At 29.4% G+C, this 16150-nt stretch carries 17 protein-coding genes; 16 read left to right on the top strand and 1 reads right to left on the bottom strand.

From position 1 onward, the window contains the following. The 6 genes from EII29_RS09115 to rnmV all read left to right on the top strand — a co-directional run bounded on the left by EII29_RS09115 (position 1) and on the right by rnmV (position 5276). Positions 1-1164, top strand: a complete 1164-nt coding sequence (locus EII29_RS09115; RefSeq protein WP_125237219.1) for an ABC transporter permease — start codon at positions 1-3, stop codon at positions 1162-1164. Beyond that, positions 1157-1840 carry an ABC transporter ATP-binding protein gene (locus EII29_RS09120; RefSeq protein ID WP_125237220.1) on the top strand — a complete coding sequence of 228 codons (684 nt, stop codon included), beginning with the start codon at positions 1157-1159 and terminating at the stop codon, positions 1838-1840. Before EII29_RS09115 ends, EII29_RS09120 begins: the two co-directional genes overlap by 8 nt. 20 nt (positions 1841-1860) lie before the next feature. After that, entirely contained in the window at positions 1861-2934 is a 1074-nt protein-coding gene (dinB, locus tag EII29_RS09125; RefSeq protein ID WP_125237221.1) for a DNA polymerase IV, read from the top strand. Between the two features lie 62 nt (positions 2935-2996). Further along, positions 2997-3146, top strand: coding sequence for a hypothetical protein (locus EII29_RS12715; protein WP_199726069.1), 150 nt, complete (start codon positions 2997-2999; stop codon positions 3144-3146). 52 nt (positions 3147-3198) lie between these two features. After that, positions 3199-4689 (top strand): aminoacyl-histidine dipeptidase, encoded by a 1491-nt coding sequence (locus EII29_RS09130; protein WP_125237222.1) that lies wholly within the window; start codon positions 3199-3201, stop codon positions 4687-4689. A gap of 14 nt (positions 4690-4703) precedes the next feature. Then, on the top strand, positions 4704-5276 hold the full coding sequence (rnmV, locus tag EII29_RS09135; protein WP_199726070.1) for a ribonuclease M5: 573 nt from the start codon (positions 4704-4706) through the stop codon (positions 5274-5276). Between the two features lie 311 nt (positions 5277-5587). Here the strand turns inward: rnmV and raiA are convergent, their stop codons facing one another. After that, on the bottom strand, positions 5588-5908 hold the full coding sequence (raiA, locus tag EII29_RS09140) for a ribosome-associated translation inhibitor RaiA (protein ID WP_125237223.1): 321 nt from the start codon (positions 5906-5908) through the stop codon (positions 5588-5590). A gap of 222 nt (positions 5909-6130) precedes the next feature. Here raiA and EII29_RS09145 point away from each other — a divergent pair, with 222 nt between their 5' ends. The 10 genes from EII29_RS09145 (at position 6131) to metG (ending at position 16141) form a co-directional block, all read left to right on the top strand. Next, positions 6131-6493: a Rid family detoxifying hydrolase gene (locus EII29_RS09145; protein WP_125237224.1), complete on the top strand. Its 363-nt coding sequence runs from the start codon at positions 6131-6133 to the stop codon at positions 6491-6493. A 599-nt stretch (positions 6494-7092) separates the two neighbouring features. Continuing rightward, a complete protein-coding gene (cls, locus tag EII29_RS09150; RefSeq protein WP_125237225.1) occupies positions 7093-8616 on the top strand; it encodes a cardiolipin synthase in 1524 nt (507 codons plus the stop codon). 36 nt (positions 8617-8652) lie between these two features. After that, complete coding sequence (truB, locus tag EII29_RS09155) at positions 8653-9627, top strand: tRNA pseudouridine(55) synthase TruB (protein ID WP_125237226.1); 975 nt, start codon at positions 8653-8655, stop codon at positions 9625-9627. A gap of 710 nt (positions 9628-10337) precedes the next feature. Continuing rightward, complete coding sequence (gene ruvC / locus EII29_RS09160; RefSeq protein ID WP_125237227.1) at positions 10338-10910, top strand: crossover junction endodeoxyribonuclease RuvC; 573 nt, start codon at positions 10338-10340, stop codon at positions 10908-10910. 30 nt (positions 10911-10940) lie between these two features. Beyond that, entirely contained in the window at positions 10941-11402 is a 462-nt protein-coding gene (locus tag EII29_RS09165) for a tRNA (cytidine(34)-2'-O)-methyltransferase (protein WP_125237228.1), read from the top strand. Between the two features lie 129 nt (positions 11403-11531). Continuing rightward, the gene (gene thyA, locus EII29_RS09170; RefSeq protein ID WP_125237229.1) at positions 11532-12401 is read left to right on the top strand and encodes a thymidylate synthase; all 870 of its coding nucleotides are present in this window, start codon (positions 11532-11534) and stop codon (positions 12399-12401) included. Positions 12402-12434: 33 nt separating this feature from the next. Continuing rightward, on the top strand, positions 12435-12911 hold the full coding sequence (locus EII29_RS09175; protein ID WP_125237230.1) for a dihydrofolate reductase: 477 nt from the start codon (positions 12435-12437) through the stop codon (positions 12909-12911). Between the two features lie 33 nt (positions 12912-12944). Next, positions 12945-13517, top strand: a complete 573-nt coding sequence (locus EII29_RS09180) for a TetR/AcrR family transcriptional regulator (RefSeq protein WP_125237231.1) — start codon at positions 12945-12947, stop codon at positions 13515-13517. A 42-nt stretch (positions 13518-13559) separates the two neighbouring features. Continuing rightward, complete coding sequence (locus EII29_RS09185; RefSeq protein ID WP_125237232.1) at positions 13560-14204, top strand: lysophospholipid acyltransferase family protein; 645 nt, start codon at positions 13560-13562, stop codon at positions 14202-14204. A 35-nt stretch (positions 14205-14239) separates the two neighbouring features. After that, positions 14240-16141, top strand: a complete 1902-nt coding sequence (gene metG, locus EII29_RS09190; RefSeq protein ID WP_125237233.1) for a methionine--tRNA ligase — start codon at positions 14240-14242, stop codon at positions 16139-16141. Positions 16142-16150: the final 9 nt, after the last annotated feature.

Raw genomic sequence — 16150 nt, forward strand, 5'->3', positions numbered from 1 at the left:
ATGGTAGAATTATTTATAGCGTTTAGACATATAGTTGAAAGAAAATTTCAAAGTATATTTTCAGTTTTGGGAGTAGCAATAGCAGTAACAGTTTTTGTAGTTTCTCTCACCGTGTCAAACGGTCTTGAAAAAAATATGATTACTTCGCTTCTTACATTAAGTCCTCATATTTTAATAAAAAATGCCAAGGATACGTATTTTGAAAGTTATCAGGAGATATTGGAAAAAACTAAGGGAATAAAAGGAGTGAAAGCCATTATCCCTCAAATAAGAAGTCAGTCAATAATAAAATTTGAAGGTTTTGCCAAAGGTGTTCTTGCAGACGGTATTGAAGCGGAAAATGTAAAAAATGATTTGAATTTGAAAATACTTAAAGGAAATAATAATATAAATGAACTTAATTCAATTCTTATAGGAGAAGAGCTTTCAAAGGAAATGGAAATAGCTCCGGGAGATGAATTAAGTCTTGTATCAGCAGATAATAAAGAAATAAAACTTATAGTAAGGGGAATCTTTAAAACCGGATTTCTTGATTACGATTCAAATTTAGTTATAGTTCCTCTTAAAACAATGCAAATTCTTACTGAAAGAGGAGAAGTAGCAACAGAAGTCGGAATAAAAGTAGAAAATCCTCAAAAAGTAGAAAGTCCGCTGCTCGGTGTACTTTCAAATTTACCTGAAAATGAGTACAGAGTATTAAGCTGGAAACATATAAACCAGAATCTCCTTAATGCGGTTCAGTTTGAAAAATTTGTTTTAGTGGCTATTTTAAGTCTGTTACTTATAATAGCCTGCTTTGCCGTATCAGTAATACTAAATATGATTGTAAGGGAAAAGATAAAAGATATAGGGATATTGAAGTCTATCGGCTATACAAATGCAAATATACGGAGAATATTTACTATAGAAGGTCTGATAATAGGTATATCGGGAATGTTGCTGGCAAGTGTAATATCTCCTGTAGTACTCATCATATTGAAAAAATTATTCAAAATATATATGAAAAACTCCTATTACTATCTGGAAGAACTGCCTTTGTATATATCCGTAAATGAGATTACAATAGTGTATGCGGTGACTTTTATAGTAGTATTTATTTCTACGATTTATCCCGCTGTAAGAGCATCCAGAATGAAACCTGTGGAGGCATTGAAACATGAATAATACAATAATGGAACTAAAAAATGTAAATAAGATATATAAAACTAAAGTGGAAGAAATACACATACTGAAAGGTGTAAATTTATCTTTTGGAAGAGGAGATTTTGTTTCCATACAGGGAAAATCGGGAAGTGGGAAAACAACACTTTTAAACATATTGGGACTTCTTGACATACCTACAGACGGAGAAATGAAAATAGATGGAAAGCCTGTAAATTATAAAAATGAAAAGACAAAAAATATAATAAGAAATGAAAAAATAGGATTTGTGTTTCAGTTTCACTATTTACTAAATGAATTTACCGCTCTTGAAAATGTTATGATCCCGGCTCTCATTAATAAACAGAGGGATAAAAAGGAAATAAGAGAAAAGGCTAAGGAGCTGTTGCAACTTGTAGGTTTGGAAGAAAGAGTGACTCATAAACCGTTAGAGCTGTCAGGAGGAGAGAAACAGAGAGTGGCGATAGCAAGATCAATGATAAATAATCCTGAAATTATTTTGGCTGATGAACCTACAGGAAATTTGGATACTGAAACGAGCAGTGTTATAAACAACCTTTTCAAAAAAATTAATGAAGAAAAAGAACAATCCATTATTATCGTGACTCATAGTACGGAGCTTGCAAATTTGGCGAAATACAAGTATAAAATAGAAAGAGGAAAATTCAATACTGTATAAAAAATGGAAGGAAACTGAAAATGGAGAGAAGTTATTCATCTGAAAAAATTTTCCTACATTATGATATGGATGCTTTTTTTGCTTCAGTGGAGCAGAGAGATAATCCTCAGTTAAAGGGAATACCCATTGCAGTGGGATTCGGAGTAGTGACTACTGCAAATTATGAAGCAAGGAAATTTGGAGTAAAATCAGCTATGCCTACAGTTACTGCAAAAAAACTGTGTCCTAATTTGAAACTTCTTCCTGTGAGAAAAAATTATTATTCAAATATAGGTAAAGAAATTCAAGGTTTAATAAAAAAGTTTACAAATAAATATGAATTTACTTCTATAGATGAGGGTTATATAGATATTACCGAGTTTGTGAAAACCGATAATATTGAGAAATTTATTATCAAATTTAAAAAATATATTTTTAAAAATGTAGGTTTGACATGTTCTGTCGGTATAGGGTTCAGTAAAGTAAGTGCAAAAATTGCCAGTGATATTAATAAACCTGATAATTATTTCATTTTTTACAATAGAGAGCAATTTCTGGAATATATAAAGGACAAAAACTTGTCTCTTATTCCGGGAATAGGAAAAAAAACAAGAGAACAACTTAAGCTTTTTAATATTTTTACAGTTTCTGAACTCTATAAAGTAGAAAAAAGGGAACTTATAAAAAAATTTGGTGAAAGTAGGGGTGAATATCTGTATAATGTAATCAGAGGTATACAGTATTCGGATATTGATAATAACCGTAAAAGACAATCATACGGTCATGAAATTACTTTTAATCAGTCTATGAATGATATTCTTGAATTGCAGGATGAATTAAAGATTCAGGCGGAGAAATTAAGTAAAAGACTTAAAGAAAATAAGGAATTTGCTAAAACTGTAACATTGAAAATAAGATATTCAAATTTTGTAACTTACACTAAAGCAAAGACATTAAAATTTGCCGTTGATGATACTGAATATATATTTAATTCAGCAATGGAAAATTTCAGACTTTTAAAGAAAAAAGATGAAGTGAAATTAATAGGGATACATTTAAGTTCAATTACAAAAAGTAATATAATTCAACTCTCTTTTAATGAATTGAAAAAATAACAAAGAAAAATTATAATTATTTATGAAAGGAGAAAGCTATATTTTACATAGCTTTAACAGAAATGGAGTTTTACAAAAGATTAGTGATAAAAATTTTGGAAAGAAGCAGTCTGGCAGAAGATAATCCTCTTTTACAGAAATTAAAATCGGGGCATGATTTGACTCAAAAAGAAATGGTTTTACTTGAAGAACTTTTTGATTCGATTATTTAATAAGTTATTGAAAATAAAATAATTAAATATTGAAAAGGAAGGTGTAGAAAATATGAATGTTGCAGAGTTATACCCTGAAAAAGTTTTTTATTATTTCAGTGAAATTTCAAAAATACCGAGAGGGTCGAAAAAAGAAAAAAAAATTAGTGATTGGTTAGTAAAGTTTGCTAAAGATAGAAAACTTGAAGTAATTCAGGATGAATTTTTGAATGTTATTATTAAAAAGAAAGCGACAAAAGGGTATGAAGATTTTTCTCCGCTGATTTTACAAGGGCATATGGATATGGTATGGGAGAAAAATAAAGATACGAAATTTGATTTTGAAACTCAGGGAATAAAACTTGTAGTGGAAGATGGATTTCTGAAAGCTGACGGAACTACACTCGGTGCAGATGATGGAATTGCAGTAGCTTATGTTTTAGCAATATTAGACAGTGATGACATAAAACATCCTGCACTTGAAATTTTAATAACAACCGATGAAGAAGACGGAATGACAGGTGCAAGTAATCTTGACTATTCGATTTTTCAGGGAAAGACACTTATTAATCTGGATACGGAAGAATATGGAGAGATTTATGTGAGCAGTGCAGGAGGCGGTAGAACGACTACCCAATTCATATTTTCTCCTAAAAAAATTAAAACTGAAAATTCAGTTTTAATTTCAATAGAAGTGAAAGGACTTTCAGGAGGACATTCAGGAGCAGAAATACATAAAAATTTAGGTAATTCAAACAAAATTTTGGGTGAGCTGCTATATCATTTGAGTAAAGGTTATTCCATAAGGTTGATTCACATAGATGGAGGAGAAAAAGTAAATGTCATCCCGAGAGAAGCCTCGGTAAAACTTAATGTAAACCTTGATGGAAGCTCTTTAAATGAATTCAGAAAAGCTGCAAGTCTCGCTTTTGAAAATATTTTAAAAGATTTTAAAGTAATTGATGAATCTCCTATTTTGGAAGTAAAAGAAATTAAAATAGAAGAACTTGGTAAAAAAGCGGCTGAAATTTCTCAGTCGGATACGGCAAATATAATTACTTATTTACATGAATTTCATAACGGTGTAAGAGATATGAGCAAGGAAATTGAAGGACTTGTAGAAACTTCCACTAACTTAGGGGTAATAAAAACCGAAAGAGTAGGAGAAAATGTTCAAATTATTTTTAGAGCACTATCAAGAAGTTCCGTAAACAGTTCATTACAAAATGTGCTTACTGAAATTACTGATTCTGCAAGAAAACACGGGGCAAATTTAAGAGTAGATACTGTTTATCCGTCTTGGGAATATAAAAAAGATTCCAGAATAAGAGAGTTGATAGTAAAATCTTTTAAGGAAGTTACAGGGAAGGACGCTGAAATAAAAGCAATTCATGCAGGATTGGAATGCGGTTATTTTGCAGACGGAATAAATGAACTTGATGTAGTTTCAATAGGTCCTAATATATATGGTGCACATTCGCCTCAGGAAAAGATGGATATAAAGTCTGTGGGAGATACATGGGATTTACTTTTAAAAATTCTTGAAGATTATAATATAAAGTAATTTAAGGAAATTTAATGAAAAAGAAAAAAATGAAAATTAGTGAAATTATTGTTGTAGAAGGTCGAGATGATATAACTGCTTTGAAAAGAGTGGTAGATGGTCATATTATAGCTTTAAACGGATTTTCAGGGATTACGAAAAAATCTGTTACTCGGCTTTTCCAACTGTCAAAATATAATGATATTATACTATTGACTGATCCTGATCATGCAGGGAAGAAAATAAGAAATGTGCTTAAAGAAAAAATTCCTAATATCAAACATGTGTTTATAGAAAGAAAAAATGCAATAAAAGGAAATAACGTAGGTGTAGAAAATGCTTCAGATGAAGTTATAATTGAAGCTCTTTCAAATGTGATAAAGTATAGGGAGAAAATTGGCAACAATCAAAAATATATTTTTACAATTCGAGATTTGATGGTAAACGGACTGTGTTTTGGAACAGATTCGAGACGGAACAGGATTAAGTTGGGAGATATATTGAAAATAGGTTATTATAATTCAAAACAGTTGTTGGCTGCATTAAATTCTTTTAATATTTCTAAAGAAAAATTTCAAAAAGCGGTTAGAAAGATAAAAAGTGATTAAATTATTTTTTCCATGAAATTTTATTGTTGTCCTTATATTCCCGTTACTGGTTAAAAAATTTTTTTAGTTCTCAAAAACATAAATTATGTTTAGAGAATATGAGATTTAATGGATTTGGACAGCTTATTCCCCCTTTTTGATATAATTTCATATTTTTTTGAAATTTTGAACGTCGGAACAAGATTTTTTTATCATAACATCTACAATATTAAAATAAAAGTCCGCTTCGATAAAAGTATATTTATACTTAAATCTGAAACGGCTTTTTTATTTATTGGAAAAGTAATTTTATTTTAAATTTTCATTTATTATTAATGACTTCCTTTTTTATTATGATCTTTCTGTTTTTCTTTATATTTTCTTACCTGTCTTTCCAATCTTTCGGATAGTTCATCAATAGCGGCATATAAATCACTATTTCTTGCTTCTATTTTTATTTTTGTTCCGCTCGCATAAACTAAACCGTCAGCTTTATGGACATCCCCCTCAGTTTTCTTTTTTTCAACTGTTAAGACAACATCGACTTCAGTTATAGCATCAGTATACTTCGAAATTTTATTAATTTTTTCCTCAGTATAGCTTTTAATTGCATCCGTAATTTTCAACTGTTTTCCGCTAATAATGATTTTCATAATAAAACCACATCCTCTCTTAATTGTCATTAATATTATAACTCATAATAAAAAAATGTCAATATATCTTCATTATTTAAGTCTTAGTTTTAGCTTTTGAAAGCACAAGATAATATTTTTTTCTTAAATTTAAAAAAAATTATAAAAAAATATTTGTTATATAAAAAAAATATGCTAGAATATATTAGAAGAAAAATCTAAATATTTACGGAGGTAATGAAAATGAAAAAAATACCTGAAGCGGTAGGACCTTATTCAGCATTCAGAATTGTAGGAGATTTTATGTATATATCCGGGCAGTTGGGAATAAATCCTGAAACTCAAAATATTGATTCGGATACAGTTGAAGGGCAGGCAAAACAAGCTCTGGAAAATATGAAAGCAATATTGGAAAATAACGGATTTACAATGGCAAATGTAATAAAAACAACTGTACTGCTTGACAAAATATCTGATTTTGTCCCTGTAAACAACATATATGCAGAATATTTCGAAGCACCTTATCCTGCGAGATCAGCTTTTGAAGTAGCTAAATTACCTAAAGGAGCTCTTGTTGAAATAGAAGCTATAGCTTATATTAAATAAAAAACTGTAAAATAAAAATATTTATTTGAGAATAACTTTTTAAAAGGAAAATAATACTTTTAAAAAGTTATTTTTTTGATTTTTTTATGAAGATTCATTGTGGTTTTTACATATTTTTGCTACCGATTGTAAAATTTTTTAAATTTCAAAAATACTTGTTATGCTTGGAAAATAAGAAAATTTTAATGTTTTAGTCAGTTGTTTTCCTAAATAGGATAATTTCATATTTTTTTGAAAAATTCTGAATGTCTGGAAGAAAAAAACTAATATTTGAGAAATGTAAGATGATATGGAATTAAGAATAAAATTATATTTTTTAGTGCTTTCCAAAAAAGATAAAAATCAGTATTCAAAATATTTCAACAAAAAAATGTGTGAATGAAAATAAAGAAAAATCAGTATTTAAATGGAGCAAGTCTGTGATTTTTAGCAAATGGAGTTTGTAAATATAAAATAATTTGAGTTTAAAATTTTTTTCAAAAAGCATAGCAAGAAAAAATGCAAGTTTGAAAATATTTTTTAAAAATGATACTATGTATAATAAAACAGGAATTTTTAGTTAATCAGGGATAAAAATAAAATGAATGGAGGAAATCTGTATGTTTAATGATTTGGGGAACTTATTAGTATGGATCGTTTCAATAGAGCATATTCATCTTGCATTATATATTATTTTCCTTATTGGGATACTTGTTTCGGAAAAATCACCTGAAAGTATGGTAGCATGGATATTTACAATTACTGTATTTCCTATTTTCGGTTTTATACTATATATTGTATTTGGAGTGAATTGGAGAAAAAACAGAATAACCGGGAATGGAAATAAAAAAAGAAGGACAAGTATTTTAAACAGTTTTTCAGGAAATTTTATGAAATATGATCCTGAGCAATTTTTTGATTCAAAAGAACTAAGAGTTAAAAATTTAGAAGAAATAATGAAAAATTTTATTCTTGGAGAAGAAGAAAAGGAAATTGTGAAATTGCTATATGAAACTGAAAGAACCTATTTGACAAATAACAGTTCATATAAGATGTTTTATGACGGAAGAGAAGCTTTTGCATCGATTATTAGAGATATTGAAAATGCAAAAGAAGTCATTTATATGGAATATTTTATATGGCGTTCAGATGAACTTGGTGAAAAAATAAAAAATCTTCTTATAAAAAAAGCCAAGCAAGGAGTAAAAATAAAACTTCTGTTTGATGGTATGGGTTCTATGGGGACTATTTCAAGAAAATATAGGAGAGAGTTGTCTGAAGTAGGGGTGGAATTCAGATATTTTCTGGATATAAAATATAAAATATCAAAACTGAATTACAGAAATCATAGAAAAATGACTATAATTGATCATAAAATATTACATACCGGTGGAATGAACCTTGGAGAAGAATATATAACAGGAGGGAAAAGATTTAAAAGCTGGAGGGATACTAATATAAGAATAGAAGGAGAACTCGTAATTCACTATTTAGCAATATTTGCGGCAGATTGGCTAAATAGTGGAGGAAAAGAAGATTTTGAAAAAGAAAAGATAGATAGAATAATAAAGGAAAATAGAGTTGCAGGAGATAATTCATATTTAATGCAGGTATCTTCAAGCGGTCCTGATACTGTCTGGGCTTCATTGAAGTATATGTATTCAAAGATGATAGCCGTAGCTAAAGAAGAAGTTTTAATACAGAGCCCTTATTTTATTCCTGATATGTCCCTTATATCCCAATTACAGATAGCCTCTCTTTCAGGGATAAAAATAAAAATTATGATAACAGGAGTTCCTGATAAAAAAATACCGTATTGGATTGCAGAAACATATTTTGAAGAACTTCTTTCGGCAGGAGTAGAAATTTACAGATATAATGCAGGCTTTTTGCATTGTAAAAATATTGTTACAGATGGTAAATTTTCTACAATGGGAACATGTAATTTTGATATGAGAAGTTTTGAAATAAATTATGAAGTAAATACAGTTTTTTATAATGAGGAAATCAGTCAAGATATGAAAGAGCAATTTTATAAAGATTTAGAAAAATGTGAAAAAATTGAAGTAGGAAATCTTAAAAAAATGGTATTTTGGAGAAAAATAAGAAACTCACTGTTTAAAGTAGTATCGCCGATAATGTAATAATATTATAAGTTATATGAAATTAAAGGAAGAGAAATGAAAAAGAATAATAAATTTTTAACAGATGGAATTATTTTGCTGAATAAAGAAAAAGGGATAAGCTCTTTCGGAGCGGTCAATAGACTTAAAAAGCTTTTAAATGCTGATAAAAGCGGTCATGCAGGGACTCTTGATCCTATGGCTGAAGGCCTTTTGATAATAATGTTGAACAGAGCAACAAAGTTTTCTGATAGTCTAATGAAAAAAGATAAAGAATATTACATAGAAATGGAATTGGGATATCAGACAGATACTTACGATACTGAAGGAATGATAATTCATAAATATGAAGAGGAAATTGAAATAAGTAATGAAAAAATAATCGAAGTAATAAAAAGTTTTTTAGGAAGTATAGAGCAATTTCCCCCAATGTATTCAGCTATAAAAATGGGTGGAAAGAAATTATACGAGCTTGCAAGGAAAGGCATTGAAGTAGAAAGGAAACCGAGAAAAGTAAAAATAAATTCTATTAAGAAGATAAAAATAGAAAGAGGAAAATCTTTTAAAATATTTTTTTATGCAGATGTAAGCAGCGGTACATATATAAGAACCTTGGTCAAGGATATAGGTGACAGACTTGGAGTTTACGCAACAATGACAAAGCTTGTAAGGACAAGGATAGGAAACTTTGCTCTTGAAGAAGCCGTGAGTATGAAAAATATAGAAAAGATAAACGAAAGTTTAACTGTTTTGGAAATTGAAAATATAACTAAATTAAAAAATGTTGAATGTATTTTTGATTATGATAAAATGACCGTAAATGAGGAAAAATACAGAAAATTAAAAAATGGAATGACAGTTTTATTTAAAACTAATAAGTTTAAAGAAATAGATAAACTGAATGAAAATACAAAATATAAAGTGTATATGGAAAATAAAATGACAGGACAGAAAGAATTTAAGGGAGTTGCAGGGATTGTAAAAAAAGGATTAAATTCTGTTTATATAAAAAGAGAAAAATATTTTTTATAATTTTTTTAGCAAGAATTTGTTATAATTCTTAAATTTATTTATATATTTTTTAAAAAAATTAATAATTTCTAGAAAGTTTTCGGTATTTTTTATACTTTTTAAAAAGATTGGAAGAATATTTGAGACTTTTCTTGTAAAAAAGACTTTATTAAAAAAATTAAAATCAAAATTTTGTGATTATTCAAAAATATCCGTTTGTTGTAAAAACCAAAAAGGATATTTTTATGTTGTTTATTTAAGAATTTTTTACATTACAAAATTTGAATGTTGAAGAAGAATTGAAATCTAAAGAAAATATTTTAAATGGAAGTATAGCAAAAATATTGTAACAGTAATAACAAAAGTATATAATTGAAGTAAAAGTAAAATTTCCGACATTCAGGATTTTTTGAAGAAATATGAAGATATATCGATAAGGAAAGCAGCTGTTTGAGTGTAGTAAGTTTGACATTTTCAAAACATAATGAGTGTTTATGAAGGATAAAAAATTGTAACCGTCAGAAGGTGTAGGGTAAGCAATGAGTACTCATGAAAAAAATTAACTGTTAAAAAACATAATTATACTGAAAAAATTTATTTTAAATTATATGAAAAATATTTTTAAATACCTATCAAACAATGAACATTTGTTCAGATTTTCAGATTGAAAAAATAACATTTGTATGTTATAATAAAACCCAAATAAATTTAACTGGAACCTTAGGAGAAATATGAGAATTTTAGGTATCGATCCGGGAACGGCCATAGTAGGATACTCAATAGTTGACTTTGAAAAAGGCAAATATGAAGTTCTTGATTACGGTTGTATTTATACGGATAAAGATGAAGATATGCCTGCAAGACTTGAAAAAATTTATGACGGTCTGAATACAATTATAAAATTATGGAAACCTATTGATATGGCCATAGAAGAGTTGTATTTTTTTAAAAATCAGAAAACTATAGTAAAAGTAGGTCAGGCAAGAGGAGTGATAACTCTTGTAGGTCAGAAAAACGGGATGAATTTATTCAGTTATACACCGTTGCAGGTGAAAATGGGAATAGCCGGATATGGAAGGGCCGATAAAAAACAGATACAGGAAATGGTAAAAGTTATACTTAGAATGGACGAAGTACCTAAACCGGATGATGCTGCCGATGCTCTTGCCATTGCAATAACTCATGTTAACTCTAAAAACAGTTTTGGAGGATTTACAAGAGGGGATAACATTACCAAAAAACTTGAAAAATTGAATACGGATAAAATAAAACTTTCAGACTATAAAAAACTTATGGACGGATAAACAAAAAATTTAACTTAGAAAGGTGATTTGATGAATATTGTTCTGCTAAATCCTGAAATTCCATATAATACCGGAAACATAGGAAGAACATGTGTTCTGACAAATACAGGATTACATTTAATAAAGCCTTTGGGATTTTCCTTAGACGAAAAAGCTGTAAAAAGATCAGGACTTGATTATTGGAAAGATGTACAGTTATACATCTGGGAGGATTTTGAACATTTTTTAAAAGAAAATATAGAAAATAAAAATGCAAATTTATATTTTGCAACGACTAAAACAGAAAAAAAATATTCAGATATTAAATATGAAAAGAATGATTATATCATGTTCGGTCCTGAATCAAAAGGTATACCAGAAGAAATACTGAATAGATATAAAGAAAATAATATTACGATTCCTATGCTTCCTTTAGGTCGTTCTATTAATTTGTCAAATTCTGTGGCAATTATTTTGTACGAAGCATTAAGACAGAACAATTTTGAATATTAATATATAAACTATAAGAAAGAAGGAGGTAAGTTTACTGTAATCTTAGTGCAGGAGTCATTTTAAAAATAGAAATTGTTTTCTGTTTTTTAAATAATTTCTGTTAGAGATTAAAAACGGTAAATTAAGAAAATGAAAGAGTATCTGGAACTTGTAAATTATGTTATAAAAAATGGAGTAAAAAAAGAAAATAGAACAGGAGTGGACACCATTTCCGCTTTTGCTTACACATATAAAGTTGATTTGAGCAAAGGGTTTCCTTTACTTACAACAAAAAAAATGTACTTCAATTCAATGTTGCATGAGCTGTTCTGGTATTTAACAGGGGAAGAGCATATAAAAAATTTAAGAACAAAAACTAAAATATGGGATGCTTGGGCAGATGAAGAAGGCAGACTTGAAACAGCATATGGAAGATTTTGGAGAAGATACCCTGTACCTGAGATTTCTTTGGATGGAGAAGTTTTTACAGATGAAAATAACAGGTGGACCACACGAGAAAAGAACGGTCAGCTTGTTTTTGATCAGATACAGTATATAATAGACACATTAAAAGAAATGAAAACAAATCCTAATCATAAAAATGGAAGAAGACTTATTGTGTTGGCATGGAATCCGGGAAATGCTTCAATAAGCAAATTACCTCCTTGTCATTATACATTTGCATTTAATGTGCTTGGTAATAAACTGAATTGTCATCTTACTCAAAGAAGTGGAGATATAGCTTTGGGGATACCATTTAATTTAGCATGTTATTCGCTGCTTACAATGATGATTGCAAAAGAGTGCGGTTATCAAGCGGGAGAGTTTTCACATACTATAATTGATGCACATATTTATGAAAATCATATTGAAGGATTGAAAGAACAGCTTAAAAGAGAACCGTTAAAACTTTCAAAAATTACAATTGCCGATAAGCCTTTTAATGAACTCAAGTTTGAAGATATAAAACTGGAAAATTATGAAAGTCATCCTGTAATAAAATTTGAAGTTGCGGTATAAGATTATTAAAATATATTTATAAAAAGGATTGAAATGTTTAGTATAATAGTTGCAATGGGTAAAAATAGAGAAATAGGAAAAGGAAATAGACTTTTATGGCATATTCCTGAAGATTTGAAAAATTTTAAAGAAATAACTATGGGAAAAACCGTAGTAATGGGTCGTAAGACTTTCGAAAGTATAGGAAAGGCATTACCGGGAAGAAAAAATATAGTTATATCAAGAACTTTGACTAGAAAAGACGAAGATATTTTTCAAATAAACATATATAATGATTTTCAAAATGTAATAAGAGATTTTAAGAATGTAAAAGAAGAAGTATTCATAATAGGAGGAGCGGAAATATATAAAGCAGCTTTGAAATATACGGATAAGTTGTATATAAGTCATGTAGAATTTTCCGACAAAGAAGCGGATGCATATTTTCCGGAAGTTAATTATAATGAATGGAGATTAAGTGAGGAAAAACAGTTTGACAACTGGAAGTTTTGTATATATAAAAAATTATAAAAATATATAATCAGGAGAAACGGGAGAAAAGTTATGCCAAAAGTAAAATTTACAAAAAAAGACATAATTAAAGCTACATATGAAATAATGAAGTATGAGGGAATAAAAAATATAAGTGCAAGAAAAATAGCAGGGAAATTTAAAGGATCGACAGCACCGATTTACGCTAATTTTTCTACAATAGAAGAATTAAAAGAAGAAATTGTAAAACTTGCTGAAGACAAATTAAACGAATATTTAAGTAAAGTTTATTCGGAAAAAGGGAATTCCGAAAGGAAAATATTGAATAATGCAATAGGTTTTATAGTATTTGCAAGGGAAGAAAAAGAACTGTACAGAGCAATATTTCTGGATGGCTCAAAAGGTTTCAAAGCATTGTTTGATGAAACTATTACAAGACTTTTGAGTAAAGAAGAATTGTTGAAAAGTTTTCCTCAACTACCTGAAGAAGAGGCTAAAATGTCAGTTATGAGATTATGGTATTTTCTTTACGGATATGGAACACTGGTTTGTACAAATGCAATTACGGATCAGACAAATGAAGTTATTGAAGACAGAATACTTGATATAGCCAAGCATTTCAAAGCTCTTCATGGCTTGGATTAAATTTGATTTCGTGTATTAAAAAACATTAAATTCGGAGAAAATATGAATAAATATAAATTTATGGGAATAATTTTTCATTGGATTTACAGAATGCTCAGTTTTACTACAAAAAAAGAGTATTATTATGGAGAAAATGTATATATGAATAATCAGAATATAGTTGTATTCTGGCATAGGAAAATATTCACAGTATGTAATGCCACAAGAATAATAAAAAAGAAGGCCTCTATGGTGAGTGCATCAAATGACGGAGAGATACTTTCAGAAGTGTTAAAAAGAGAAGGAAATGAACTTATAAGAGGATCTTCAAACAGAGATAATATAAAAAGCCTGAAAGAAGCTGTAAGATATGCTAAAAATGGTTATACATTGGGAATAGCTATAGACGGGCCTAAAGGTCCCATATTTGAGCCTAAAGCGGGAGCAATTTATATCGCCCAGAAAACGGGTCTTCCTATGATTTGTGTAAGTTCTTATTGTAGTAAAAAATGGGTTTTGAAAAATTTATGGGACAGACTGGAAATCCCTAAACCGTTTTCAAGAAATATTCATTATGTGGGAGAGCCGTTTTATATCTCCGGAGAAATTTCCATAGAAGCCGCAACGAAAATTGTCAAAGAAAAAATACATGAAGCGGGAAGAAAAGCTTATGAAATATATATAGATAAATATAAAGTAAAAAAATAAATAATCAATAATAAATGTAACAGGGAGGAATAAAAATGTCCAATTCATTTTACATCACATCACCGATATACTATCCTAACGCAGCTCCTCATGTAGGAACTGCATATACAACGATTATTTGTGATGTAGTTTCCAGATATAAGAGAATTAAAGGATTTGAGGTATCATTTATGACCGGAGTGGATGAACATGGTCAGAAAATACAGGAAGCAGCTGAGAAAAATGGATATACCCCTATACAATGGGTAGATAAAATGTCACTGAATTTTACAAATCTGTGGGAAAAACTTAATATATCCAATACGGATTATTTAAGAACCACTCAGGAAAGACATATAAACAGTGTAAGAGAAATAGTGAAAAGAGTAAATGATAACGGAGATATATATAGAGGCGAGTATACAGGAAAATACAGTGTTTCTGAGGAAACATTCGTACCTGAAAGTCAGCTTGTAGATGGAAAATATATGGGAAAAGAAGTTATAGATGTAAAGGAAGTTTCATATTTTTTCAAATTATCCAAATATCAGGATGCCCTTTTAAAACATATTGAAGAAAATCCTGACTTTATAAAGCCCGAAAGCAAGAAAAATGAAGTTGTAGCATTTATAAAACAGGGATTGCAGGATTTGTCCATATCAAGAACTACATTTGATTGGGGAATACCTCTCGAGCTTGAAGAAGGTCATATAATATATGTATGGTTTGATGCACTGACCAGTTATCTTACAGGAGCAGAGTTTAAAAAAGATGATGACAGGTTTTCAAAGATATGGCATGATGGAAAAGTAGTTCATGTAATAGGAAAAGATATACTCAGGTTTCATGCGATTATATGGCCTGCAATGCTTATGTCGGCGGGAATAAAGCTTCCTGACACGGTAGCAGCCCACGGTTGGTGGACTGTAGAAGGTGAAAAAATGTCAAAATCTCTTGGAAATGTGGTAAATCCTGAAGTAGAAGTAAAAAAATACGGATTAGACGCTTTCAGATATTATTTAATGAGGGAAGCAACATTCGGACAAGATGCGGATTATTCAAAAAAAGCAATGACTCAGAGAATAAATTCAGATTTGGCAAATGATTTAGGAAATTTGCTGAATAGGACAATAGGTATGCAAAAAAAGTATTTTAATTCAGAAGTGATACTGAATAAGATCGAAGATATATATGATAGTGAAATAAAGGAACTGTGGAAAAAAACTTTAACGGAATTGGATAATCATATGAACGAATATCAGTTTTCCGAAGCATTGAAAGATATATGGAAATTTATATCGAGGATGAATAAATATATTGATGAATGTGAACCGTGGAATTTGGCAAAAGACGAAAAAAATAAAGACAGACTTTCCACTGTAATGTACAATCTGGTAGATTCCCTTTATAAAACTGCAATGTTAATTTTTCCTTTTATGCCTGAAACTGCTGAAAAAATAACAAAGCAGTTAGGTTTAAACGTAGATTTCAATCTGTTGAAATTAAAAGATGTGGAAGAATGGGGAAGTTATCCTGTGGGGACGAAATTGAATGAAGCAATACCTTTATTTCCAAGAATTGAAACTGAAAAAGAGGAAAAAAAGGAATATAATGAAAATCTTCATATAGAAAATCCGATAACAATTAATGATTTTTCAAAAGTCGAAATTAAAGTTGTGGAAATAGTTAAAGCGGAAAAAGTGAAAAATGCAGATAAACTGCTGAAATTTATTGTAGATACGGGAACCGAAAAAAGACAAATTATATCAGGAATAGCAAAATGGTATCCTGACGAAAAGGAATTGATAGGAAAAAAGGTAACGGCAGTTTTAAACTTGGAACCGGTTACCTTGAAAGGGGAAATATCTCAAGGAATGCTGCTGACAACAGCTGAAAAAAAGAAAATGCGTTTAATAGAAGTGGATAATGGAATAAAAACGGGAACAGGAGTGAAATAAATTAATTTT

Origin of the sequence: Leptotrichia sp. OH3620_COT-345, assembly GCF_003932895.1 — a bacterium.
Classification (GTDB): domain Bacteria; phylum Fusobacteriota; class Fusobacteriia; order Fusobacteriales; family Leptotrichiaceae; genus Pseudoleptotrichia.

Coding starts and splice junctions, on each gene's coding strand:
- EII29_RS09115 (WP_125237219.1), top strand. CDS start 1: ATGGTAGAATTATTTATAGCGTTTAGACATATAGTTGAAAGAAAATTT.
- EII29_RS09120 (WP_125237220.1), top strand. CDS start 1,157: ATGAATAATACAATAATGGAACTAAAAAATGTAAATAAGATATATAAA.
- dinB (WP_125237221.1), top strand. CDS start 1,861: ATGGAGAGAAGTTATTCATCTGAAAAAATTTTCCTACATTATGATATG.
- EII29_RS12715 (WP_199726069.1), top strand. CDS start 2,997: ATGGAGTTTTACAAAAGATTAGTGATAAAAATTTTGGAAAGAAGCAGT.
- EII29_RS09130 (WP_125237222.1), top strand. CDS start 3,199: ATGAATGTTGCAGAGTTATACCCTGAAAAAGTTTTTTATTATTTCAGT.
- rnmV (WP_199726070.1), top strand. CDS start 4,704: ATGAAAAAGAAAAAAATGAAAATTAGTGAAATTATTGTTGTAGAAGGT.
- raiA (WP_125237223.1), bottom strand. CDS start 5,908: ATGAAAATCATTATTAGCGGAAAACAGTTGAAAATTACGGATGCAATT.
- EII29_RS09145 (WP_125237224.1), top strand. CDS start 6,131: ATGAAAAAAATACCTGAAGCGGTAGGACCTTATTCAGCATTCAGAATT.
- cls (WP_125237225.1), top strand. CDS start 7,093: ATGTTTAATGATTTGGGGAACTTATTAGTATGGATCGTTTCAATAGAG.
- truB (WP_125237226.1), top strand. CDS start 8,653: ATGAAAAAGAATAATAAATTTTTAACAGATGGAATTATTTTGCTGAAT.
- ruvC (WP_125237227.1), top strand. CDS start 10,338: ATGAGAATTTTAGGTATCGATCCGGGAACGGCCATAGTAGGATACTCA.
- EII29_RS09165 (WP_125237228.1), top strand. CDS start 10,941: ATGAATATTGTTCTGCTAAATCCTGAAATTCCATATAATACCGGAAAC.
- thyA (WP_125237229.1), top strand. CDS start 11,532: ATGAAAGAGTATCTGGAACTTGTAAATTATGTTATAAAAAATGGAGTA.
- EII29_RS09175 (WP_125237230.1), top strand. CDS start 12,435: ATGTTTAGTATAATAGTTGCAATGGGTAAAAATAGAGAAATAGGAAAA.
- EII29_RS09180 (WP_125237231.1), top strand. CDS start 12,945: ATGCCAAAAGTAAAATTTACAAAAAAAGACATAATTAAAGCTACATAT.
- EII29_RS09185 (WP_125237232.1), top strand. CDS start 13,560: ATGAATAAATATAAATTTATGGGAATAATTTTTCATTGGATTTACAGA.
- metG (WP_125237233.1), top strand. CDS start 14,240: ATGTCCAATTCATTTTACATCACATCACCGATATACTATCCTAACGCA.